Source organism: Roseibium sp. TrichSKD4 (assembly GCF_000148725.1).
In the GTDB taxonomy this organism is placed as follows: Bacteria; Pseudomonadota; Alphaproteobacteria; order Rhizobiales; family Stappiaceae; genus Roseibium.
Map to the genome: position 1 here is coordinate 728,192 of NZ_GL476319.1, position 21,802 is coordinate 749,993.

Annotated in this window: 23 protein-coding genes; 14 read left to right on the forward strand and 9 right to left on the reverse strand. The window is 54.1% G+C overall.

Features of this window, described 5'->3' with window-relative positions; genetic code table 11:
• The first annotated feature begins 7 nt into the window (after window positions 1-7).
• The 8 genes from TRICHSKD4_RS19700 (at window position 8) to eda (ending at window position 9,522) form a co-directional block, all read left to right on the forward strand.
• The gene (locus TRICHSKD4_RS19700) at window positions 8-1,297 is read left to right on the forward strand and encodes an ROK family transcriptional regulator (RefSeq protein WP_009468698.1); all 1,290 of its coding nucleotides are present in this window, start codon (window positions 8-10) and stop codon (window positions 1,295-1,297) included.
• 69 nt (window positions 1,298-1,366) lie between these two features.
• On the forward strand, window positions 1,367-2,383 hold the full coding sequence (locus TRICHSKD4_RS19705) for a sugar ABC transporter substrate-binding protein (RefSeq protein ID WP_009468699.1): 1,017 nt from the start codon (window positions 1,367-1,369) through the stop codon (window positions 2,381-2,383).
• Between the two features lie 72 nt (window positions 2,384-2,455).
• Window positions 2,456-3,538, forward strand: a complete 1,083-nt coding sequence (locus TRICHSKD4_RS19710; RefSeq protein WP_009468700.1) for an ABC transporter permease — start codon at window positions 2,456-2,458, stop codon at window positions 3,536-3,538.
• The gene (locus TRICHSKD4_RS19715) at window positions 3,514-4,311 is read left to right on the forward strand and encodes an ATP-binding cassette domain-containing protein (protein ID WP_208993138.1); all 798 of its coding nucleotides are present in this window, start codon (window positions 3,514-3,516) and stop codon (window positions 4,309-4,311) included. Before TRICHSKD4_RS19710 ends, TRICHSKD4_RS19715 begins: the two co-directional genes overlap by 25 nt.
• A gap of 79 nt (window positions 4,312-4,390) precedes the next feature.
• Complete coding sequence (locus TRICHSKD4_RS19720) at window positions 4,391-5,338, forward strand: carbohydrate kinase (protein ID WP_009468702.1); 948 nt, start codon at window positions 4,391-4,393, stop codon at window positions 5,336-5,338.
• Window positions 5,339-5,399: 61 nt separating this feature from the next.
• The gene (zwf, locus tag TRICHSKD4_RS19725) at window positions 5,400-6,872 is read left to right on the forward strand and encodes a glucose-6-phosphate dehydrogenase (RefSeq protein WP_009468703.1); all 1,473 of its coding nucleotides are present in this window, start codon (window positions 5,400-5,402) and stop codon (window positions 6,870-6,872) included.
• 167 nt (window positions 6,873-7,039) lie between these two features.
• Window positions 7,040-8,860, forward strand: a complete 1,821-nt coding sequence (gene edd / locus TRICHSKD4_RS19730) for a phosphogluconate dehydratase (RefSeq protein ID WP_009468704.1) — start codon at window positions 7,040-7,042, stop codon at window positions 8,858-8,860.
• A gap of 23 nt (window positions 8,861-8,883) precedes the next feature.
• Window positions 8,884-9,522: a bifunctional 4-hydroxy-2-oxoglutarate aldolase/2-dehydro-3-deoxy-phosphogluconate aldolase gene (eda, locus tag TRICHSKD4_RS19735; protein WP_009468705.1), complete on the forward strand. Its 639-nt coding sequence runs from the start codon at window positions 8,884-8,886 to the stop codon at window positions 9,520-9,522.
• Here the strand turns inward: eda and TRICHSKD4_RS19740 are convergent.
• A complete protein-coding gene (locus TRICHSKD4_RS19740) occupies window positions 9,519-10,070 on the reverse strand; it encodes a PilZ domain-containing protein (protein ID WP_009468706.1) in 552 nt (183 codons plus the stop codon). The genes eda and TRICHSKD4_RS19740 overlap by 4 nt on opposite strands.
• A gap of 292 nt (window positions 10,071-10,362) precedes the next feature.
• On the opposite strand from TRICHSKD4_RS19740, the gene pgi reads away from it, so the two are divergent.
• From pgi to TRICHSKD4_RS19760, 4 genes are all read left to right on the forward strand, one after another.
• Window positions 10,363-12,003 carry a glucose-6-phosphate isomerase gene (gene pgi / locus TRICHSKD4_RS19745; RefSeq protein ID WP_040617121.1) on the forward strand — a complete coding sequence of 547 codons (1,641 nt, stop codon included), beginning with the start codon at window positions 10,363-10,365 and terminating at the stop codon, window positions 12,001-12,003.
• Window positions 12,004-12,304: 301 nt separating this feature from the next.
• On the forward strand, window positions 12,305-12,574 hold the full coding sequence (locus TRICHSKD4_RS19750; RefSeq protein WP_009468708.1) for a hypothetical protein: 270 nt from the start codon (window positions 12,305-12,307) through the stop codon (window positions 12,572-12,574).
• 49 nt (window positions 12,575-12,623) lie between these two features.
• Window positions 12,624-12,893, forward strand: coding sequence for a glycine zipper domain-containing protein (locus TRICHSKD4_RS19755; protein ID WP_009468709.1), 270 nt, complete (start codon window positions 12,624-12,626; stop codon window positions 12,891-12,893).
• Between the two features lie 73 nt (window positions 12,894-12,966).
• Window positions 12,967-13,242 carry a bacteriocin gene (locus tag TRICHSKD4_RS19760; RefSeq protein ID WP_040617262.1) on the forward strand — a complete coding sequence of 92 codons (276 nt, stop codon included), beginning with the start codon at window positions 12,967-12,969 and terminating at the stop codon, window positions 13,240-13,242.
• Window positions 13,243-13,304: 62 nt separating this feature from the next.
• Here TRICHSKD4_RS19760 and ald read toward each other — a convergent pair whose 3' ends face one another.
• On the reverse strand, window positions 13,305-14,447 hold the full coding sequence (gene ald / locus TRICHSKD4_RS19765; RefSeq protein ID WP_009468711.1) for an alanine dehydrogenase: 1,143 nt from the start codon (window positions 14,445-14,447) through the stop codon (window positions 13,305-13,307).
• 161 nt (window positions 14,448-14,608) lie between these two features.
• Between ald and TRICHSKD4_RS19770 the strand changes: the two genes are divergently transcribed.
• Complete coding sequence (locus tag TRICHSKD4_RS19770; RefSeq protein ID WP_009468712.1) at window positions 14,609-15,076, forward strand: Lrp/AsnC family transcriptional regulator; 468 nt, start codon at window positions 14,609-14,611, stop codon at window positions 15,074-15,076.
• Window positions 15,077-15,130: 54 nt separating this feature from the next.
• On the opposite strand, the gene TRICHSKD4_RS28425 is transcribed toward TRICHSKD4_RS19770, so the two are convergent.
• On the reverse strand, window positions 15,131-16,702 hold the full coding sequence (locus TRICHSKD4_RS28425; RefSeq protein WP_050763480.1) for a hypothetical protein: 1,572 nt from the start codon (window positions 16,700-16,702) through the stop codon (window positions 15,131-15,133).
• A 304-nt stretch (window positions 16,703-17,006) separates the two neighbouring features.
• Here TRICHSKD4_RS28425 and TRICHSKD4_RS19780 point away from each other — a divergent pair, with 304 nt between their 5' ends.
• Window positions 17,007-17,891, forward strand: coding sequence for an SMP-30/gluconolactonase/LRE family protein (locus TRICHSKD4_RS19780; protein WP_009468714.1), 885 nt, complete (start codon window positions 17,007-17,009; stop codon window positions 17,889-17,891).
• A 19-nt stretch (window positions 17,892-17,910) separates the two neighbouring features.
• Here the strand turns inward: TRICHSKD4_RS19780 and TRICHSKD4_RS19785 are convergent, their stop codons facing one another.
• The 6 genes from TRICHSKD4_RS19785 to TRICHSKD4_RS19810 all read right to left on the reverse strand — a co-directional run bounded on the left by TRICHSKD4_RS19785 (window position 17,911) and on the right by TRICHSKD4_RS19810 (window position 21,731).
• Window positions 17,911-18,495, reverse strand: a complete 585-nt coding sequence (locus TRICHSKD4_RS19785; protein WP_009468715.1) for a hypothetical protein — start codon at window positions 18,493-18,495, stop codon at window positions 17,911-17,913.
• A gap of 92 nt (window positions 18,496-18,587) precedes the next feature.
• Entirely contained in the window at window positions 18,588-19,376 is a 789-nt protein-coding gene (locus tag TRICHSKD4_RS19790) for a rhodanese-related sulfurtransferase (RefSeq protein WP_009468716.1), read from the reverse strand.
• A 189-nt stretch (window positions 19,377-19,565) separates the two neighbouring features.
• Complete coding sequence (locus tag TRICHSKD4_RS19795) at window positions 19,566-19,898, reverse strand: RebB family R body protein (protein ID WP_009468717.1); 333 nt, start codon at window positions 19,896-19,898, stop codon at window positions 19,566-19,568.
• Window positions 19,899-20,093: 195 nt separating this feature from the next.
• Window positions 20,094-20,426 carry a RebB family R body protein gene (locus TRICHSKD4_RS19800; protein WP_009468719.1) on the reverse strand — a complete coding sequence of 111 codons (333 nt, stop codon included), beginning with the start codon at window positions 20,424-20,426 and terminating at the stop codon, window positions 20,094-20,096.
• A gap of 128 nt (window positions 20,427-20,554) precedes the next feature.
• Window positions 20,555-21,184 carry a hypothetical protein gene (locus TRICHSKD4_RS19805; RefSeq protein WP_040617122.1) on the reverse strand — a complete coding sequence of 210 codons (630 nt, stop codon included), beginning with the start codon at window positions 21,182-21,184 and terminating at the stop codon, window positions 20,555-20,557.
• Complete coding sequence (locus TRICHSKD4_RS19810) at window positions 21,129-21,731, reverse strand: hypothetical protein (RefSeq protein ID WP_009468721.1); 603 nt, start codon at window positions 21,729-21,731, stop codon at window positions 21,129-21,131. The genes TRICHSKD4_RS19805 and TRICHSKD4_RS19810 overlap by 56 nt, the downstream gene beginning before the upstream one ends.
• Window positions 21,732-21,802: the final 71 nt, after the last annotated feature.

The window sequence follows — 21,802 nt, forward strand, 5'->3', positions numbered from 1 at the left end:
AGTATCCGTGAAACATACACGGCGAAATGGACGAGGATCGAATTCGGCGCAACTGCGCCGTTACAACGAGCGTATCGTATTGCAGTTCCTCAGGAAACTGGGAGAGGCATCCAAGGCAGATTTGGCTCGCGCAGCCAAACTAACCAACGCAGCGGTCGGAGGTATCATTCAAACACTGGCCGACGAGGGCCTGATTTCAGAAGCCGGCAAACGCCACGATGGCGGACGCGGCCAACCCGCCACACTTCTCAAACTCGCGCCGCGTGGGGCTTTCGGATTTGGCGTTCGCATTGACCGGACAAATCTGGAAACTGTGCTGATCGACTTCGAAGGCAAGGTCATTGGCCGGTGCAGCCACGACATGATTCTCCCCGCACCACATCAGACCATGCAGATTATCCGGGATGATCTCGACAATCTGATTAGTTTGCTCTCGGAGGAAGAGAAGTCCCGCATCACTGGCATTGGATTGGCTCAACCCTTCAACCTCGGGTCATGGTTGCACGAACTGGGTCTGCCGGAAGCAAACTTCAAGCTGTGGGATGACTTTGACAGCGTTGCGGCCCTTGAAAAAGAGACCGGTTTTGAAGTTTTCCGCGAGAATGATGGCACGGCTGCTGCTGTCGCTGAGCTCTTTTACGGGCATGGCCGACAACACGACAATTTCCTTTACCTGTTCCTTGGAGCCGCAATCGGTGGCGGCCTTATTCAAAACGGCGATGTGTCTCGGGGCATGAGCGGCAATGCAGGAGATATCGCGATGATGCCCGTGCCACCTGGACACCTGACGACAACACCAAAGCCAAAAAAAGACTGGGACATTCTTCTAACACGCGCCTCATTGGTGGCTTTGGCAAGACACATCAATCCGAGCGACTTTTCAGCTCTCAGCCGCGCGGACCTGCAAAATGCGGTCGACGAAAACAATCAGCTGTTTGCCGAATGGCTTGAAGACTGCATCGACGCGCTCAAACCCGCCATTCGATCGGCCTATGCCCTTTTGGACATTCCGGTGGTGATCATTGACAGTGACCTGACAGGTGACTTTGCCGATCTTCTCACTAAAGGGTTGGCCGCTGCACTTGAAGACGCAGCGCCGGAAGCCCGCGAAACACCGGAGATCCTGTTCGGGAACTTTGGACAGGATGCCGGAGCGGTGGGTGCTGCAAGTCTACCACTCTTCTTTAACTTCTCGCCGCGTTCGACCATACTGACCGGGGGAGTATCACAAGGCTCGGCAGGTGCTGCCATTCATGAGGCCAATGGAGTTGGCCATAGTGCAGCGCTTGCAGTTTGAAAGGCGAACGGGGTCAAGGTCTGGCCAGCCCCATCGTCAACAGTTCTAAACGGCCAGGGAGGATAAAACATGATCCGTAAACTACTTGCCACAGCATCAGTGCTTGCAGCCATGGCGGCGGCTCCAGCAGCAGCTGCAGACATTTCCGCATGCCTGATCACCAAGACCGACACCAACCCGTTTTTCGTGAAAATGAAAGAAGGTGCGACGGCAAAGGCAGAAGAACTCGGCATCGAGCTGAAGTCCTTCGCAGGTAAGGTCGATGGCGACCATGAAACCCAGGTAGCTGCGATTGAAACCTGTATCGCCGACGGCGCGAAGGGTATTCTCCTGACCGCGTCCGACACCTCATCAATCGTTCCTGCCGTCAAGCAGGCTCGTGATGCTGGTCTTTTGGTGATTGCCCTCGACACACCGCTCAGCCCAATCGATGCAGCTGATGCAACTTTTGCCACCGACAACTTCCTCGCTGGAGAGCTGATCGGCAAATGGGCAGCAGCCAGCCTCGGCGATGCCGCCAAGGACGCCAAGATCGGCATGCTTGACCTTGCCATCAGCCAGCCAACCGTTGGTGTTCTGCGCGATCAGGGCTTTCTGCAAGGCTTCGGCATTGATCTCGGTGACCCGAACAAGTGGGGTGATGAAACCGACTCTCGGATCGTTGGTAACGACGTGACTGCCGGTAACGAAGAAGGTGGCCGCCGCGCCATGGAGAACCTTCTCGCCAAAGACCCAATGATCAACGTGGTTTACACGATCAACGAACCAGCTGCCGCAGGCGCCTATGAGGCCCTGAAGTCCATCGGCCGCGAGAACGACGTACTCATCGTGTCCGTTGATGGCGGTTGCCCGGGCGTCCAAAACGTCAAGGATGGTGTTATCGGCGCTACATCTCAGCAATATCCGCTGCTAATGGCCTCACTCGGTATCGAAGCCATTAAGGCATGGGCTGACACTGGCGCCAAGCCGGAAACAACACCTGGAAAAGACTTCTTTGATACAGGTGTTGCGCTCGTCACAGACAAGCCGGTTGACGGCGTTGAGTCCATCGACACCACCGAAGGCACCAATCTCTGCTGGGGCTAAGTTTCCAGATACACACATCGAAAGGGGCACGGGCAACCTTGCCCCTTTTCTTCAGGGCAGAAAGAGTTTGGTATGACCTCCGAAACAGACACGAAAAAAGGACCGGCAGATTTCGAAACTGCGGCCGCCTCAAGTCCGCAAACCGTTGCCGAGTTCGATAGCCATAATCAGGTCTGGAGCCACAAGCTGCAGCATAGATTGCACCAAACACCAGCTTTGGTACCCCTGATTGTTTTGGTTCTTTCAATTGCGATCTTCGGCATTTTGCTCGGATCCAAATTCTTCTCTCCGTTTGCCATGACCTTGATCCTGCAACAGGTTCAAATCGTCGGCATCGTGGCAGCCGCCCAAAGCCTAGTCATTTTGACGGCAGGCATTGATTTGTCAGTGGGCGCTATCATGGTGCTGTCATCCGTGGTCATGGGGCAGGTAACATTCCGATATGGCTTGCCTGCAGAAATTGCCGTGTTGTGCGGCCTGATTTGCGGAACCATTTGCGGTTACATCAACGGCTTCCTCGTCGCGGTCGTCAAACTGCCTCCGTTCATCGTCACACTCGGTATGTGGCAGATTGTTCTGGCAACCAACTTCCTTTACTCCGCCAACGAAACCATTCGCTCGCAGGACATCAGCGCCAATGCGCCATTGCTTCAGTTCTTCGGCAACAAGGTGAATATCGGCGGCGCGATCTTCACTTACGGCGTCATCTTTATGGTGCTTTTGGTCATTGTCTTGGCCTATGCGCTCCGACAGACAGCTTGGGGGCGCCACGTTTACGCGGTGGGCGATGACCCTGAGGCAGCGCAGCTCTCAGGCGTTCAGGTCAAGAAGACCCTAATTTCAGTCTACATGATCTCCGGTCTTATTTGCGCCTTTGCAGGATGGGCAATGATCGGTCGAATTGGCTCAATCTCACCAACAACTGGGCAGCTTGCCAATATTGAATCCATCACAGCCGTTGTGATCGGCGGCATATCTCTGTTCGGTGGCCGCGGATCGATTCTAGGAAGCCTATTCGGTGCGCTGATCGTTGGCGTCTTCACCCTAGGCCTGCGCCTGCTTGGAGCAGACGCACAATGGACCTACCTCCTCATCGGCCTTCTCATCATCGCCGCTGTCGCGGTCGACCAATGGATCAGAAAGGTGTCTGTCTAATGCAACCTGTTCTGCAAGCCCGAAACCTGGTCAAACGCTATGGCCGCGTTGTCGCCATGGACCACACAGACTTCGAACTCTATCCCGGCGAAATCCTTGCCGTGATTGGCGACAATGGCGCGGGAAAGTCCACCTTGATCAAAGCCCTCAGCGGCGCTGTTCAATCGGATGAAGGCGAAATTCTGCTGGACGGAACACCAGTCCATTTCTCCTCACCGATTGATGCGCGGGAGGCGGGAATTGAAACCGTCTATCAGACCCTTGCCATGTCCCCTGCCCTGTCCATCACAGACAACATGTTCATGGGCCGCGAACTGCGCAAACCCGGTTTTCGCGGAAAATGGCTCCGTCAGCTTGATCACAAGCGAATGGAAGACATGGCCCGCGATAAGCTCACTGAGCTTGGATTGTTGACCATCCAGAACATCAATCAGGCCGTTGAAACCCTCTCTGGTGGCCAGCGCCAAGGTGTTGCGGTTGCACGTGCAGCGGCTTTTGGGTCCAAGGTGGTTATCATGGATGAACCAACGGCGGCTTTGGGTGTTAAGGAAAGTCGGCGCGTGCTGGAGCTTATCAAGGACGTTAAGGCGAGAGGCCTGCCCATTGTCCTGATCTCCCACAACATGCCTCATGTTTTCGAGGTCGCAGATCGCATCCACATTCACCGCCTCGGCAAACGCGCCTGCGTGATCAAGCCGACAGATTTTTCCATGTCCGACGCCGTTGCGATCATGACTGGGGCAATGGATCCTCCTTCCGACATGGCCGCTTGATCCATCTCTTCAATTTGGACAGCCAGCGACCCCAGGTACTGGCCGTCTACTCCTTAGATAATCTTGTGAAAGACCCACCATGATCCTTGTGTGCGGCGAAGCCCTGTTTGACGTTTTTTCCGAAAATTCCAACGGACCTTCTATTCCGTTTCATGCGGTTATTGGCGGCTCGCCTTTCAATGTCGCCGTTGGTCTTGCAAGGCTTCAGGCTGAAGTTGGCTTCTTCGGCGGAATTTCGAAGGACACGCTCGGCCAAAAGCTGATCGACCAGCTCGATAAAGAAGGCGTTGATACTTCGATGGTTCATCGCTCAAACGCACTTACCACGCTTAGCCTTGTGCAAAAGGACGCAAACGGCGTCCCGGCATACACATTCTATGGCGAAGGCGCTGCGGACCGAATGGTTACCGCAGAAAATCTTCCCTCGCTGCGAACTTCGCCAACCTTCATCCATGTCGGCTCTTACACGGCATTGGTCAAACCAGTGTCAGACAGCCTGAAAACACTGATCGCTCGCCACAAGGACAGCAGCCTGATTTCCTTTGACCCGAACATCCGGCCAACTGTTGAGCCGGACATGGAACTGTGGCGCGAAAACACAGCAGAATTGGCCAAGTCTGCGGACCTGATCAAAGTCAGTGACGAAGACCTGTCCTTGATACATCCCGGTAAAAACCCAGCCGAAATTGCGCACAACTGGATCTCAGGTGGCTCAAAACTGGTCGTGGTCACCAGAGGCGGCGATGGCGCAACCGGCTATACAGCTGACCACGAAGTTTTGATCAAGGGCCGGAAAGTTGATGTAATCGATACGGTCGGAGCTGGAGACACCTTTCAGGCCGCACTTATGGCGGGCTTGAACGACCGGCATATTTTAAACCGGAAACAACTTCAGTCGATAGATCCAGAAACACTAAAAGGTCTGTTAGAAACAGCGGCTGAAGCTGCGGCGATTACCTGCTCCCGCCAAGGGGCAGACCTTCCACGTCGATCTGAAGTAAACGGATTTGCTGCAGCTGCGAAATAAAGGGCTGACAAGCGCTTTAAATCGATTTAAAAGAAGCGCAAAGTTTCGAGGGGAAGCGTAAATGGTCACACGCGTAATTGAGGTCGAAGAATTTGATCTGGTGGTGTTCGGCGCCTCCGGCGATTTGGCCCACCGCAAGCTGATGCCCGCACTTTACCACCGGTTTGAAGACGGTCAGATCCCGGAAAGCGCGCGGATTGTCTGCACGTCTCGCCGGGATTATTCCGACGACGCCTATCGGGACTGGGCCCGCGCAGCCATTGAAGAGCATGTCAGCGAGCACGACAACTACAAGCTGGCCGCCTTCCTTGAGAAGCTGACCTATATGGCCATCGACATTGGCAGTGGCGAGGGCTTTGACAAGCTGGCGGAGTGCCTGAAAGAACGACCCGATGTCATTCGCGCCATTTATCTTGCTGTTGGACCGGACCTCTTCGGCCCTATCTGCGAGCAGCTTGGCAAAGGCGGAATGGTCAATGAACTGACCCGCATCGTTATTGAAAAGCCGATTGGCAAGGACGGTGCGTCTGCAAAAGCCTTGAATGACACGGTTGGCGCTGTGTTCGACGAACACCAGATCTTCCGGATCGACCACTATCTGGGCAAGGAAACAGTCCAGAACCTGATGGCGCTACGTTTTGCCAACGCACTTTTTGAGCCGCTTTGGAACGCAGCTCACATTGATCACGTTCAGATCACCGTGGCTGAATCCCTCGGCGTTGGTGGCCGCGCCGGTTACTACGACACCGCCGGCGCGATGCGGGATATGGTTCAAAACCACATTCTCCAGCTCCTCTGTCTTGTCGCGATGGAGCCGCCTGAATCCATGGACGCCGATAGCGTTCGGGACGAAAAACTGAAAGTACTGAAAGCCCTTGCGCCGATTAAAGGTGAGGATGCGGACCGCCTCACCGTGCGAGGCCAATATCGCGCAGGCGCTTCGGCTGGCGGCGCTGTTCCCGGTTATTTGGAGGAACTTGGCCATGAGGACAGCACCACAGAGACCTTTGTCGCGCTGAAGGCGGAAATCGCCAACTGGCGGTGGGCCGGAGTGCCCTTCTATCTGCGCACGGGCAAGCGGCTGGCCCAGCGCGTATCTGAAATTGTGGTTCAGTTCCGCCCAATCCCGCACTCTATCTTCTCAGAGGAAGCTGGCGGTATATCTGCCAATCGCCTGATCATCCGCCTGCAGCCGGATGAAGGCGTGCAGATGAAGGTCATGATTAAGGACCCGGGCCCTGGCGGCATGCGCTTGCGTGAGGTGCCTTTGGACATGTCCTTCGCCGAAGCCTTCAAGGTACGCAATCCGGATGCTTATGAACGACTGATCATGGATGTCATTCGTGGCAACCAGACACTGTTCATGCGCCGCGATGAGGTGGATGCTGCCTGGGCCTGGATTGACCCGATCCTGTCCGCTTGGTCCACCAGCAAGGAACCGCCGCGCGGTTACACGGCAGGAACATGGGGGCCGTCTGCCTCCATCGCCCTTGTAGAGCGCGATGGTCGGACTTGGGCAGAAGACGAACTGTAAGACGATAAACCGGCAACGGCCACATCCGTTGCCCTTCTCCAGAAAACAACAGCTGACATGAGCAACGCTATCTGGAGAACTTAAATCGATTTAAGTGCCGAGTTTGAGCCATTTGGCTTCTCGGCATTTCGATGTGCCCGCAAACAGGGCCCGGAGGGATGAGCAAGATGACGCTTCAAGCCAGAGTTGGCGAGATCACCGAACGGATCGCCAAACGCAGCCATGACACACGCTCCGCTTATCTGGAGCGCTTGAACAAAGCGGCAGAAAAAGGCCCAAAACGATCCCGGCTTTCCTGTGGCAACCTCGCCCACGGATTTGCCGCCTGTGGTGTATCCGAAAAGGCGGCTCTTTCGGGGGACGTGGTGCCAAATCTTGGCATCATCACCGCCTACAATGATATGCTGTCAGCCCACCAGCCTTATGAGACGTACCCGGACTTGATCCGGCAGGCAGCTCGGGACGCTGGTGCTGTTGCTCAGGTTGCAGGCGCTGTGCCAGCCATGTGTGATGGAGTGACACAGGGCCAAGAAGGCATGGAGCTCTCCCTGTTTTCCCGTGATGTCATTGCCATGGCAGCGGCCGTTGGCCTCTCGCACCAGATGTTTGATGCTGCCGTTTATCTTGGGATATGCGACAAGATCGTTCCGGGCCTCGTCATTTCAGCGCTCACATTCGGCCACATGCCAGCGATTTTCATCCCGGCAGGTCCAATGACAACCGGCATTTCCAACGATGAAAAGGCCAAGGTCCGCCAGCTCTACGCAGAAGGAAAAGTTGGCCGCGACGCGCTCTTGGCGTCTGAATCCAAGGCCTATCACTCTCCCGGCACCTGTACGTTTTATGGAACGGCCAATTCCAACCAGATGCTGATGGAAATCATGGGTCTGCACATGCCGGGCGCTTCCTTTGTCAATCCGGGCACGCCTCTGCGAGATGCTCTGACGAAGGAAGCCGCGAAACGCGCCTTGGCCATCACCGCTCTTGGCAACGAATTCACACCGGTTGGCGAAGTCATCGACGAAAAAGCCATCGTAAACGGCGTTGTCGGTCTGCATACCACCGGCGGCTCGACCAACCATACCATGCACCTTGTTGCCATGGCTGCAGCGGCTGGCATCAAACTGACTTGGGATGATATCTCAGACCTGTCGGACAACACGCCACTACTGGCCCGCGTTTATCCGAACGGGAAAGCTGATGTGAACCACTTCCAAGCCGCGGGTGGCCTTGGATTTGTGATCCGCGAGCTTCTCTCAGAAGGATATCTGCACAGGGATGTCAAAACGGTCTATGGCTCAGATCTATCCGCCTACACAGTTGAGGCGCAACTGGATGGTGAGGGCAACATCACACGCCAAGCAGTCCCTGAGAAATCGGGCGACGAAACCGTGGTTGCACCGATCTCCAAGCCGTTTCAGACCACAGGCGGATTGCAAATGCTGTCTGGCAATATCGGCAAGGCAGTCATAAAGATTTCAGCTGTTGCCGAAGATCGGCACATCATCGAGGCTCCTGCCCGCGTGTTCCACACTCAGGAAGACTTCCTCAAAGCCTTCTCCAACAAGGAGATCACCGGCGACATCGCGGCTGTGGTTCGGTTTCAGGGTCCAAAGGCCTGCGGAATGCCAGAGCTGCACAAGCTAACTCCTTGTCTCGGCATTCTTCAGGACCGTGGACACAAGGTTGCACTCATCACAGATGGACGCATGTCAGGCGCATCCGGCAAGGTTCCAGCTGCCATTCACGTAACGCCAGAAGCCGCCGACGGTGGCGCGATTGCCAAAATCAAGGATGGCGACATGATCCGTGTGGATGCCAAAACTGGCAAACTGGAGGTATTGGTGGACGCGGACGAGTTTGCAGCCCGCCCACTCGCTTCGGCAACTCTGGACGACCACCAAACCGGCGTTGGTCGGGATCTCTTCGCCACGTTTCGGCAAGCCGTCGGCACTGCAGACACCGGCGCATCCGTCTTTGGACTTTGACCCTTATCAACCGGACCAGACATATGGCTCAGAACGTCGCAAAAATTGAAAAAATCATGCTGGCCGCGCCGGTTATTCCGGTTCTCGTCGTCGAGGACCCGAAAAAGGCCGTTCCGATGGCAGAGGCTCTGGTCAAGGGTGGCCTGCCATCGATTGAGATTACTCTTCGGACTGAAGGCGCACTCGAGGCCATTCGTCTGGTTTCAGAAAACGTGGAAGGTGCCTTTCCGGGCGCAGGTACCGTTTTGAATGAGGCTCAATATGAGGCAGCAGTCTCTGCGGGCAGCCAGTTCATCGTGTCGCCCGGAGCCACGAACACCTTGATTGATGTCGCAGAACAAAGCGATGTGCCATTGCTGCCCGGTGCTGCAACAGCATCTGAAGTCATGGCACTTATGGAACGCGGGTATGAACGCCTGAAATTCTTCCCGGCTGAACAGGCAGGCGGGGCGGCATATTTGAAGTCCCTCTGGTCACCGCTTGCCGCTGCGAAATTCTGCCCGACAGGGGGCGTGAGCCTCGAAAAAGCGCCAACCTACTTGAAATTGCCGAATGTCTTGTGTGTCGGTGGCTCATGGATTGCCGATGCCAAAGCCGTTGAGGCAAAAGATTGGGCCGGCATCGAGGACCGTGCCCGCGCTGCTGCAAAGCTCACCGCTTAATCGATGGGGTTGTTATCCTGCTTCAAGGCCTTCACATCCCAGATGAGACGAAGGCCGCATCCGGTTTTGCTGGTCCAGGCAACCTCGCCAAGGATAGGTTTATCGAATTGAGGAATGCCCAAGAGTACTTCATCATCGGGAAACTCATCCATGCCACTGACTTGAATACGGCAACCGTTGGGAGCCGCATCCACGATCTTCCCAGAAAGCTTGATGGATCCCGACTTGTTGGAGATCTTGACCGGAATATCGACAGTAGACCTCTTCTCGCGGCGCAGATCAGCAACTGAGTTGTTTGTGTCCGGAAAAACAACAGCCGCATCTTTTTTGCGAACTGCGGTGATTTGCCCGCGAACGAGATGACCGGCGTCTTCAATGCGAATTCCAATGTTTTTTTGCAACTCGGAGATGCGGTCCGACGTCAATCGGCATCCCCACTCGTTCATATTGGAAATCGTTGCAGGGACACAGGTCAGCTGGTCGAAATCAATGACCAGAACCTCTTTGACGTCATCTTTGGACTTTCTGAGCTCCCCAAGGGCACTCATGTACTCACTCTCCTGCAACCTGCCGCATGCAGAAATACCGAAACAAACGTCCGGCCCTGCATTACAAACTTTCCGCTTGGTTACAGGAAAATGATTAAAAATATGAAACTTGGACATTGGAAATAGCATCAAGCTGGAAGATCAATTGATGAGAATTGGCAAGGGTCGGTCCTCAAAGATGAAATAAATCCTGAGTCCTTTGCTTGAGAAATTGACTGCCTTTTGACACACGAATGTGTTAAGCCGTGCGAGAAATGAATCGCTGAGAATTCTGCGATTTAAATTGATTTAAATGGAGGTGTCTGTGTCCCTTGAAACTGTCTTCCGTTCCCTTTCCGAAAAAGCGAACAAACTGAAGCAATCCAGCCTTCGGGACCTTTTTGCAGGCGACCCAGACCGCTTCTTCACATTTTCAGCAACGACCGGCGACCTGCTCCTCGATTACTCAAAGTCACATATCGATAAGGAAGCCATGGCCTTGTTGGAACAATTGGCCCGAGAAGCTAAGGTTGAGGAACAGCGCTCAGCAATGTTCGCTGGCGAGAAAATCAACACAACCGAAGATCGCGCCGTCCTTCACACCGCGCTGCGCAATCAATCAGGACATCCGGTCCTGGTAGATGGCGACGACGTAATGCCGGACGTTCAGGCTGTCTTGAGCGCAATGTCCGACTTCTCCGAAGCTGTCCGTTCCGGCGACATCACAGGAGCGACAGGCAAAGCCATCAAAGATGTCGTGAATATCGGCATAGGCGGATCAGACCTTGGTCCGGCCATGTGCACACTCGCCCTTGCGCCATATCACGACGGACCAGACTTGCATTACGTCTCCAATGTCGATGCAGCGCACCTGGCAGATGCTTTGGAAGGCCTGGACCCGGAGACCACTCTTTTCATCATCGCCTCCAAGACCTTCACCACCATCGAGACGATGACCAATGCACGCTCTGCCCGCAAATGGGTCGCAGAGGCACTGGGAGAGGAAGCTGTCGGCGCGCATTTCGCAGCTGTATCAACCGCTCTCGACAAAGTGGCCGAATTCGGAATTTCCAGCGAGCGCGTCTTCGGCTTTTGGGATTGGGTCGGTGGGCGGTACTCCATCTGGTCAGCCATCGGCTTGCCGTTGATGATCGCCATTGGTCCAGATGCGTTTCATGAGTTTCTTGAAGGCGCACATGCCATGGACCAACATTTCCAGACAGCTCCGCTTCTGGAAAACCTGCCGGTCTTGATGGGCCTGATTGGGGTTTGGAACCGGGATGTTCTCGGGCATCAGGCAAGAGCGGTCCTGCCTTACGATCAGCGCCTTTCCCGCTTGCCCGCCTATCTGCAGCAGCTTGACATGGAATCCAACGGCAAACGCGTGACAAAAGACGGAACGGCTGTGGATCAGGAAACCGGGCCTTTGGTTTGGGGCGAACCGGGCACGAACGGCCAACACGCCTTTTATCAATTGCTCCATCAGGGAACGACCGTCATTCCGTGTGAGTTCATCGTCGCAGCCAAGGGCCACGAGCCAGAAATGTGCCATCATCACGAAATGCTGGTGGCCAATTGCCTCGCGCAATCCGAAGCGCTCATGAAGGGGCGCACACTGGAAGAGGCAACAGCCCAGCTTGAGACCGCTGGCAAGTCGGCAGACGAGATAAAAACCCTTGCGCCACATAAGGTATTTCCGGGCAATCGCCCATCTCTGACACTTGTTCACGACCAATTGACGCCCTTCGCGCTGGGGCGCCTTATTGCGCTCTATGAACACAGTGTGTTTGTTGAAGGCGTGATCTGGAACATTAACTCCTTTGATCAGTGGGGTGTGGAGCTTGGCAAAGAACTGGCAACAGCTCTCTTACCGATGGTGCAAGGCGCAGCTGAAGCAAGTGGAAAAGACGCTTCTACCCAAGGGCTTCTTGCCCGAGTGCGCGGCACCGCCTAACTGGTCGTTCCGTCAATATTGAACGACCACGGCAATCAATTGCCTCAATTTCGCCCTTACTAAGTGGGTTAAGAGCGCGTTGGCCTTGTGGCGTTCAGGAACCATTCAGCAACACTGCGTAGTTTTTGCTGCGCAGAATCAGACTTGTTGGAAACTGGGAATTGCGAGGTCGGGCGAACCGGACTAACCTCGCCTTGTTGTGATTTGCGGCAGACTCACCGTCAGGGTTGTGAAAGCGTGCCGCAGTAATTTTAAAATCTCCGACCAAACGGGCCGGAGGTTGTAACGGGAGACCGTGATCATGAAGAAAGTGATCCTCGCCGCAGCAGCTGGCCTGTTGCTGACAGCCTGCCAATCAGATAGCCAGCGCGACCGCGCTCTTGTTGGCGGCGGCCTCGGTGCCGCAACGGGTGCTGTCATTGGCGCTGCAACGGGTAACGGAGTTGGACCGGCACTCGCTGGCGCGGCAATTGGCGCAGCCGGTGGCGCTATTGTTGGTTCAGCAACCGCGCCGAAGAACTGCGTGGCTTATGACCGAAATGGCAACCCTTATCGCGTCGTCTGCCCATAACGCATCAAAATCAAATTGAATACCAAGCGATATATAAAGGAATGTCCGAATGAAAAAGCTTCTTCTTGTAGCCGTAAGCACGCTGTTCTTGGCTGGCTGCCAGTCTGACAGCCAGCGGGACCGCGCACTTGTCGGCGGTGGACTTGGCGCTGCAACAGGAGCCGCAATTGGCGCAGCAGTTTCCGGTGACGTCGGCGGTGCACTTGTTGGCGCTGCGATTGGTGGCGCAGGTGGTGCCATTGCCGGCTCCGCAACCACACCGAAGAATTGCGTGGCCTACGACCGTAATGGCAACCCATACCGCGTCGCCTGCCCGTAATTTTAACAAGACCGATCTTGTCGGCATTTCATTGTAAACTATGGGTGATTCGAACATCACCCATGGTGACTTGATGAAACATCTTGTAGGAATTGCCCTTTGCTCACTCTTTCTGACCGCGTGTGCGGGCAGCTCGGAGAGTCAGCGTGACCGCATGCTGATTGGGGGTGGACTGGGTGCGGCAACCGGTGCGGTTGTCGGAGCCGCAGTGGGCTCTTCTGGTGGCGCTGCGCTTGCAGGCGCAGCAGTTGGTGTAGTTGGTGGCAGTATCATTGGTGCTGTAACCGCACCACGAGAATGCGTCATCCGTGATCCGGATGGCACGCCCTATCGGGTCAAATGCCCATAACAAAAGGCCGGTTCAAACGAACCGGCCTTTTCATTTTTTTTGGCTGATGTTTGTTGCCATTATCAGGCGGCTTTGCTTTTAGCTTGGGCTAGAGCGACTTCCGGTGCCACATATTCGTAACCAAGTGACTCAGCAACAGCCTCAACGGTTACCAGACCATTGATGACATTCAGCCCCGGCAAGAACAGAGGATCCTCAAGAAGGGCAGCTTTCGCACCTTTGTTGGCAAGTGCCAACGCGTAGGGAAGCGTCACGTTGTTCAAAGCGTAGGTTGATGTCCGTGGGACTGCGCCCGGCATGTTTGCCACGCAGTAATGGACAACATCGTCAATGATATAGGTTGGATCGGCATGAGTTGTTGCCTTGGATGTTTCAAAGCAACCGCCCTGATCGATCGCAACATCCACAAGCACGGAACCCGGTTTCATTCGACTAACCAGATCAGCTGAAACAAGCTTGGGCGCCGCCGCACCGGCCACCAAAACGGCACCAACGACCATGTCTGCCTCAAGAACGTGCGCTTCCAGGGCTGCCTTGGTGGAGTAGACAGTCTTCAAAGCAGCGCCATAGGTCTGGGAAAGGTTCGCCAGAACGTTGGTGTTACGGTCGAGCACAGTCACATCAGCGCCGAGACCCAGCGCCATTGCGATCGCATGCGACCCAACGACACCACCGCCGATGACAACAACCTTGGCCGGAGCAACGCCGGGTACACCGCCAACGAGAACGCCAGAGCCGCCATTTGCCTTCTCAAGCGACTTTGCGCCAGCGATCACTGACAAGCGACCCGCAACCTGAGACATTGGAACCAAGAGCGGCAGACCGCCATTGGCATCAACGACCGTCTCGTAAGCAATGCAGGTTGCACCTGACTTGACCAGATCCGCAGTCTGTTCTGCGTCCGGAGCAAGGTGGAGATATGTGAAGAGGATATGGTCAGGACGCAACATGGCGCGCTCAACAGCCTGAGGCTCCTTGACCTTTACAATCATGTTCGCAATGTCGAACACTTCCTTTGCCGTGCCAAGAACCTTTGCACCCGAAGCTTCATAAGCCGCATCATCAGCACCAATGCCAATGCCAACACCGGCATTTGCCTCGACAAACACTTCATGCCCGTGCGCGATAAATTCAACAACGCTGTCTGGTGTCAGTCCGACGCGGTACTCGTGGTTCTTGATTTCCTTTGGCACACCAATGCGCATGGCGTTTCCCCTTCTGTGATGCTGTCTTACGCAACTATCTCAAAAGTGTATGCCTGAATGCACAGCATGTGCTTGCGAAGGTGAATTGCGGAAACCGCATTTTTGCAATAATCATGCGTAAGGTTGAGACTTCACCGCATATTATGCGAGGTTATTAAAAAATGAAGCTAGATGTCATAGACAGACGGATACTTGCCGTTCTGCAGACGGATGGCCGCATCGCCAATGCAGACCTAGCCGACAAGGTTGGCTTATCAGCATCAGCCTGCCTGCGCCGCATGCGTGCGCTGGAAGAAAGCGGCATCATCGCTCACTATGTGGCGCTACTTGACCAAACGAAGCTTGGCCGCCGCATGGATGTCTTTGTCGAGATCTCCCTTGTCGGCCAATCCAACGAGGTTTTGGAAGCCTTCGAAAAGGCCGTGGCTCGGGCAACCGAAGTAATGGAGTGCTTTTTGATGGCCGGAGATGCGGACTACATGTTGAGGGTCACGGCATCAGACCCATTGGACTTTGAACGCATCCACCGCGAACAACTGGCCCGCCTTCCCGGTGTATTGAGAATGAAAACGTCGTTTGCCATCCGCCCCATTGTCCGCCGTACAGCTTTCCCAATGGATACTGGATAAAAGAAAACGGCTGCCCCTAAGGAGCAGCCGCCAGTCAGTTTCGAAGCTTTTGCCTTAGTGATTATGGAGATAATTTCTGGCTGCTTCGTCGAGATAGAGCTTGTTGTTGTTATTGGTGTTGGTCACCATGCCATTGCCGATTTTCTTTGCTTCGGCTTCAGTGGTGCCCGCATCCAGCTTCACAACAAATGACCCCATGTTGTGACCGGTGTGCGAACCGTTATTGTTGTTGGAGATCAACTTGATGCGGAAGAAACCGTTTCCAAGATCTTCAGCAGTGGTTTTTGCCTTATCAAGAGTGTGCGTGTAACCAAGGTCAATAGACCAGTCCTTGGTCAGCGGCTGATTGATATCACCGAACGGAAGCGGTGAGTGCAGCAAGTGGTTGATCGACTTCTCACGCTCGGCCTTGGTCATCTTGCCGAAATCTTGACCGGTGGCGCGGACCAATGCTTCCTGAGTTTGCGGTGTCAGGTTTTCCCAGTCGTTCAGATTGGTCAGCTTGTTGGCGATTTTTGCCTCAAGATCAGCACCTGTCAGGTTCGGGTTGGCAGCTTTCACCTGAGCAACAGCTTGCTCAATTACCGGCTGAAGTCCGGTGATCGTTGAGCGTCCGGTAATCTGCTTGTCACCAGTTACATGGAACCCGCCATACTGACGCTGCGTTGGAGCCAGTGCATTCGGGAACAGATGACGCGCATGAGAGTAGAAGTCATGTCCGGCGCCAACACCGCCTTGCTGAGCGTGGTTATGACCAGCATGGTTATGACCTGCGTGTGCGTTGTTGCCAGCCTGCGCATTATGGTTATGACCGGCGTGCGCATTATTCGCACCGTGGTTATGACCTGCATGGGCATTGTGATTATGGCCCGCATGATTTGCGTGACCTGCCGGACGGTTTGCCGCAGGCATTGGACGGGCTTGGTGCCCAGCATGATTGTGCGCACCGTGATTGTGGGCACCATGGTTATGAGCACCGTGATTATGCTGTCCACCTTGCGGAGCAGCAAATGTCGGGCGGTTTCCACCTTGGAACTGCTGAGCAGCAAAGCCATTCTGATTGGCCGGAGCACGCAGGAATAGGGCTGGTTGAGTGTTGCCAAAGCCGTATTGAGCGGTACCCGCTCCATTAAAGTTCATGCCGCCAAAGTTGCCGCCATTCGCAAAACCACCACCGTTCATCGGGAGGTTGATCCGCAACTGCAAACCGTTGTTTTGACCACCAAATTGTCCGTAAGCAGGCTGCATGGCGCCGCCGCCACCCAAATTTAAGACTTGAGCGAATTGGCCGCCGCCGCCCATGGAACCAGACATTTGGAACAGCATGTTAGAAACTTGACGTAGACCTTGCGAGAGGCCCTTTAGGCTGAACATGGACCCCATGCCGCCTTGAATGCCAACAAAACCGGCATTCATCAGACCTTCAAGTTGCCCGGCAACGTTTGAAAGCTCACGCGCAATCTGTGCGATTGGGTTTTGCGCCACATTGGTGCGCGGTTGGAATGCCTGTGCATTGCCAAAGTTTGCAGCTTGCGGAGCGAACTGTGCACCACCGGCTGCATTGTTAAGCGCCTTGTTGAAGGCCTGACCTTGTGGTCGTTGAGCCTGCATGTTCGTTGCAGGCATTTTATGTACGTGTGTCGGACAAGTCATCTTAGCCCCCAGCTTTTTGCACTTGTGTCTAATCGTTACCTAGACACTAACAAAACTGGAGGACGCGCAATATCGAGTGCGAATACCGAGAGGATTACGTAGTATTAACCTAAATTTTTACAGTTTTATCTAATAGTTTCCAAACATTTCTGACCTGAGAGTTAGCACTATGAGGCCCGCAAACCCCACATCGGGAAGCAAATATCCCGGTCGACGCTCTCCCCAACTGAGGCTATAGTCTCGCCGAAACATTTGATTTTTTAAGGAACGACCAAGGGTGTCCCTCTCAGTTACGCCGTTTTTAGACGCAACTTACCAACTCGCCGAATGTCCGACATGGGACGATAGATCAGAGCGGCTACTATGGGCCGACATTCAAGGCCGAACCATTCACTCAATGGAATGGGCAACCCGCCAAATAACGTCCTGGACATTCGATAACGAGGTCGGGTCGTTTGGATTAACCGACGATGACCGACTGATTGTGTCTGTTTGGGATCGCATCGTTCTGTTCGACCCAAAAACCGGCACCCAATCGACCTTGGCAGAAGTGGAAACGGATTTGCCCCAGACCCGCCTCAACGACGGGAAAATAGGGCCGGACGGTGCTTATTGGGTTGGAACAATGGATACCAGCTCACCGCGCGAACCGATCGCCCGCCTTTATCGTGTGGATGCAAATGGCGATGTTGATGAGATCCGGGACGGGCTACAGGTTTCCAACGGCCTCGCATGGGCTCCAGACGGAACCACCATGTATCACGCCGATTCCAGCCCCGGCTGGATTGAAGCTTATGCTTTTGATCCGGCAACCGGAGCCCTTGGCGCAAAAATGCTGTTTGCCCAACAAACAAACGAAACCGGTCGCCCTGACGGCGCAACAGTGGATACTGATGGCAATTACTGGAGCGCAGGTGTGTCCGCAGGCCTGCTGAATTGCTTTGCGCCAGATGGCAGCTTGAAATTAGCAACCGCAATGCCAGTTCCCAAACCAACAATGCCGTGCTTTTGCGGACCGAACCTGGACCAACTGGTCGTGACAAGCTTGAAACCACCTGCAGACCCAACCGCTCCAAATGAAGATAAACTTTCCGGCGGATTGTTTCTGGTGGAAGGACACGGCGTAAAAGGCATGCCCACCCACCGGTTTAAAACGGCCTAATCGATAAGACAGTCATCGTTCACTTGGCACATTTAGAAGAGATGGGGCGCCATACTGTTTGCGCGTCCCGAACCTTCACATGTTCCTTGACGAAGGAGTAGACCGCCGGTTCCGTTACATAGTGGCTTGAAGCTGGACGAACCAACACCTTTTGATTGACTGTACTAAAGATGGCTGGTTGGCGAACCTTGACCTTGCCAGCCGGTTTCACCAGCACAGTCTCCGCAACGGTCTGGTAAACCGCCGGATACTGAACCTTGCACAATATCTTGCGACCTTTGCGCATCTGGTATTCCCATCCTGTTCGGGCAGGTTGCACTATGACCTTGCGATGACGCTTTTGATAGACCGGAGCCGTCTTGCGATAGGTAATTCGCTCGGGCTGCACCAAAACCCGGCGCTTTTGGTATCCGTAGACTGCAGGTGTTTTGACAAGTCGGCGTCGCTCCGGCTGCACAAGAACCCGCTTTTGCACCACCTTATATGCGGCTGGAACGACTGCCTGTTCATAACATGACAGAGGCTGTCCACCTGCAAATGCCTGCGAAACCATGCCTGAACTCAGAACGATGGCGAACCCAATTGATAAAAAGCGAAAACGCATAACCCCACTCCACCCGAAATACTAAAGCACTCCGGACAGAGTAGAAAAAGTTAACAAGAAGTTAAAGCCTTGATGCGAACAGAAGCAGGAAACTACTCGTGCTCGTAGTCCGTATCCTTATTTATAATCGCTTTTGCTTCTTCAGGAACCCACTCACCCCAGCGTGGTTGCAGCTTGTGGTCGACGCTGACCCGATCATCAAAAACGAAGCACTCGCCCTTCCAGAGGCTCTTTTCCTCTGGCACCTTCTCCAGATAATTCAAGATACCGCCCTGAAGGTGATAAACATCGTCATAGCCGTTTTTCAGCATCCAGGCCGTTGCCTTCTCACAGCGAATACCACCGGTGCAGAACATGGCCACTTTTGGCTTTTTCTTCAGAAGATTATCCTGCTGGTGGACCCACTGAGGGAAATCGCGAAAAGCTTCTGTCACTGGATTGACCGCATTTTCAAATGTGCCGAAGGCGAACTCATAATCATTGCGAGTATCAATGACCACAACATCAGGGTCTGATATCAGTTCGTTCCAGTCTTCCGGCTTCACATAAGTGCCGACGGTATCATTTGGATCGATATCATCAATCGCAAGACGGACAATCTCCTGCTTCAGGCGCACCCGGATCTTCTTGTAAACATGGCGGTGAGCCCAGGCTTCCTTGTGTTCCAGATCGGCAAGACGCTCATCAGCGCGGATGCGTTCCAGTACGGCGCGGACACCTTCTTCAGGACCACAGATCGTGCCGTTAATCCCTTCCTTGGCCAGAAGAACGCAGCCGCGCACATTTTGCTCCTGGCAAAAAGCTTTCAGCGGATCACGCATCGCCTCATAGTCATCAAGAGAGGCAAACTTGTAAAAGGCGGCAACGAGGAAGTCGGACATATGAGCGTATCGTGGTTTTCATCAAGAGGGACAAGACCGCCTTCTATACAGGCAACTAACCTCCTTTGAGAAGTCCGCAGTTCCCCGGAGGCGCCAAGTTATCGAGCGTCTTCAGTCCGAAGTGGCAAAATGCCCTGCCCCGCAAGCGCGGAACAAGGCACAAGGTGTTGACCGAGCAAGAGTGCGACCCTAGCGCCCGCCGGAATTGAACGCATTCAGCACAGTCAATAGACCTGACAGATTGTCTGCAACGCCGGTCTGACCAACTTTTTCGGTAGCACCGGCACCAGCCATCGAATCGAGGCTGTAGATTTGCATGACACCCTGGTTGGCAGCAGCTTGAGACAAAGTGTTTTGCTGCTGTTGTGCCGCTACACCATTTTCAAACAGAATACCGGTTGAATGAGCCATGGACTGATACAGTGTGCTGATCGCCATGGCTGGCGACTCGGCGACAACTTTCACATTGGATTGGGTCACAGCATCCGTGATCATCGGGCTGACTGTAGACGGATCGGGCATATTCCATTCTCCTTGAGGCTGAACCGGTCCTCACCGGCCCTTCACAGTTTTGAAGACGCAGCCGCCGACGATTTGTGACAGGAGTGGCTTATCTGGATGGATTCTAGATGAAACAGCGCTGACCAAAAGAAAGGCGCTCCGCTCAGGATCACCGAAGCGAAGCACCAATCAAACGATCCAAAACCAGAAACCAGATTAACGACCGCCGGAGTTGAATGCGTTCAGAACGGTCAACAGGCCCGTGAGGTTGTCGGCCACCCCCGTCTGCCCCACCTTTTCAGTCGCACCAGCGCCAGCCATCGTGTCCACGCTGTAAATCTGCATGACGCCCTGGTTGGCTGCGGCCTGAGCCAGCGTGTTTTGTTGCTGCTGGGCGGCAACGGCATTTTCAAACAAAATGCCAGTCGAATGAGCCATCGACTGATAAATTGTGCTGAGCGCCATGGCCGGGGACTCACCAACGACCTTCACGTTGGACTGGGTCACGGCATCGGTAATCATCGGGTTCACTGTAGTGGGATCTGGCATCTTGCGTTCTCCTTGATAGCTGTTTAGCAACCTGCCAACCCTTTGCATTTAGAAGGACGCTGCAGCTTGAACTGTGTGATGCTAAATATCTATTTTATTTAAGCTTTTCAAAAAGAAAAACAGCAGGGCTATTTGCCCTGCTGCATCATTTTCTCTGCTTGAGCGCGCAGTTGTGAGAGTTGATTTTCCACCTCACGCGCCACCATCGACTGAACATTCCCCATGAGCAGGTACAGCTGATAAGCAATTTTTGGATCAGCAATCCCTCCTCCCAAAGAAGAAGCGTTCTGGTTGGATGGGCCAGCATTCGGCCTAACATCAGTTCCCTTTGACCCTGACTTCATCAAATCTATCAGGGTATCCTTGTCGTGAAGTGCCGACTTCAAAAGCTCCATATGCTTTTGCAAGTCTTGCGAAAGAACATCTGCCTTTTCATTGGCTTCTTGCAGGACATTCTCGACGACTTTCATCCCCTCATTCAGGGCTGCGTCACCCTCATTCTTCTTCTTCAGGATCTGCCCGGCGATCTCCAAAACAGTGGGCAGATTTTGGTAGGTTGATTTGAAGGACTGTTGCAACGAAGCAGTTTTCTGACTGCTCTCCAGCAAATCCTGCAAGGTAATCGTCGGCGATGTCTTAGCATGTCCACCTGTTGAAGCTGAGCTGGCTGTTTGCGCTGCCGCTCCGGTCTTCCCCGCCGCCTCATTCGGGTCGTCGTTTCGTGCGCCTTTTGATGTTTCTTTTTCCGGCTCGTCCATGACTAGAGATCTCCTTTTCAACTGAGACGTCAACAATTTCCGTTTCGCCTGCTTCAGAACGCTCAGCGACTTCGGTGATCGAAATGTGGTACCGTTCAGCTTCGCTGGAGCAATCCTTTTCCCGATAGATGCTGTTCCAGTCCCGCTGCGGAACATCACAGCGGCCGCAGCGCCTTGCCTGCCCTCTTGTTTCTGGCTGGTTTTCCGGTTGAGCGGTTTGGCTCGGCGCCACTTTGCAGGACACTTCGATCAAAATCGGAAGAACAGTTGCTTCTCCGCTGGTGGTTTCACCACTTTGCGCAATTCGATCCTCCTCACCTGATTGCCGACCTGCCCCGTGCAGAACCGCACGCGCCCGAACCAGATTGAGCAACAAACCAAGTTTCGTATAACGCTCCTCGCAAACCTTGCGTTCGACGACCTCTTCACTCAGTGTCTCGCCTTCATCGCCGATCACACCGCTCTGAGCACTCAGACAGTATTCCTGCGCTGTTTCGAGGATCAGCACATCTAGGTTTTCGCAAATCGAGCTGAGGGTTTGGGGCATGGTGATGATCCTTCAAGAGGTTTTGAAACTTGAGTAGGCAGAGGCATTTGCAAAAGCGGATTGCCTTTGCA

Coding starts and splice junctions, on each gene's coding strand:
- TRICHSKD4_RS19720 (WP_009468702.1), top strand. CDS start 4,391: ATGATCCTTGTGTGCGGCGAAGCCCTGTTTGACGTTTTTTCCGAAAAT.
- TRICHSKD4_RS19715 (WP_208993138.1), top strand. CDS start 3,514: ATGGATCAGAAAGGTGTCTGTCTAATGCAACCTGTTCTGCAAGCCCGA.
- TRICHSKD4_RS19790 (WP_009468716.1), bottom strand. CDS start 19,376: ATGTCCGACTTCCTCGTTGCCGCCTTTTACAAGTTTGCCTCTCTTGAT.
- ald (WP_009468711.1), bottom strand. CDS start 14,447: ATGCGCATTGGTGTGCCAAAGGAAATCAAGAACCACGAGTACCGCGTC.
- TRICHSKD4_RS28425 (WP_050763480.1), bottom strand. CDS start 16,702: ATGCCTGCAACGAACATGCAGGCTCAACGACCACAAGGTCAGGCCTTC.
- TRICHSKD4_RS19800 (WP_009468719.1), bottom strand. CDS start 20,426: ATGCCAGATCCCACTACAGTGAACCCGATGATTACCGATGCCGTGACC.
- TRICHSKD4_RS19785 (WP_009468715.1), bottom strand. CDS start 18,495: ATGCGTTTTCGCTTTTTATCAATTGGGTTCGCCATCGTTCTGAGTTCA.
- TRICHSKD4_RS19760 (WP_040617262.1), top strand. CDS start 12,967: ATGAAACATCTTGTAGGAATTGCCCTTTGCTCACTCTTTCTGACCGCG.
- TRICHSKD4_RS19705 (WP_009468699.1), top strand. CDS start 1,367: ATGATCCGTAAACTACTTGCCACAGCATCAGTGCTTGCAGCCATGGCG.
- TRICHSKD4_RS19740 (WP_009468706.1), bottom strand. CDS start 10,070: ATGAGTGCCCTTGGGGAGCTCAGAAAGTCCAAAGATGACGTCAAAGAG.
- TRICHSKD4_RS19805 (WP_040617122.1), bottom strand. CDS start 21,184: ATGGACGAGCCGGAAAAAGAAACATCAAAAGGCGCACGAAACGACGAC.
- zwf (WP_009468703.1), top strand. CDS start 5,400: ATGGTCACACGCGTAATTGAGGTCGAAGAATTTGATCTGGTGGTGTTC.
- TRICHSKD4_RS19770 (WP_009468712.1), top strand. CDS start 14,609: ATGAAGCTAGATGTCATAGACAGACGGATACTTGCCGTTCTGCAGACG.
- TRICHSKD4_RS19750 (WP_009468708.1), top strand. CDS start 12,305: ATGAAGAAAGTGATCCTCGCCGCAGCAGCTGGCCTGTTGCTGACAGCC.
- edd (WP_009468704.1), top strand. CDS start 7,040: ATGACGCTTCAAGCCAGAGTTGGCGAGATCACCGAACGGATCGCCAAA.
- eda (WP_009468705.1), top strand. CDS start 8,884: ATGGCTCAGAACGTCGCAAAAATTGAAAAAATCATGCTGGCCGCGCCG.
- TRICHSKD4_RS19795 (WP_009468717.1), bottom strand. CDS start 19,898: ATGCCCGATCCGTCTACAGTCAGCCCGATGATCACGGATGCTGTGACC.
- TRICHSKD4_RS19710 (WP_009468700.1), top strand. CDS start 2,456: ATGACCTCCGAAACAGACACGAAAAAAGGACCGGCAGATTTCGAAACT.
- pgi (WP_040617121.1), top strand. CDS start 10,363: ATGGAGGTGTCTGTGTCCCTTGAAACTGTCTTCCGTTCCCTTTCCGAA.
- TRICHSKD4_RS19810 (WP_009468721.1), bottom strand. CDS start 21,731: ATGCCCCAAACCCTCAGCTCGATTTGCGAAAACCTAGATGTGCTGATC.
- TRICHSKD4_RS19755 (WP_009468709.1), top strand. CDS start 12,624: ATGAAAAAGCTTCTTCTTGTAGCCGTAAGCACGCTGTTCTTGGCTGGC.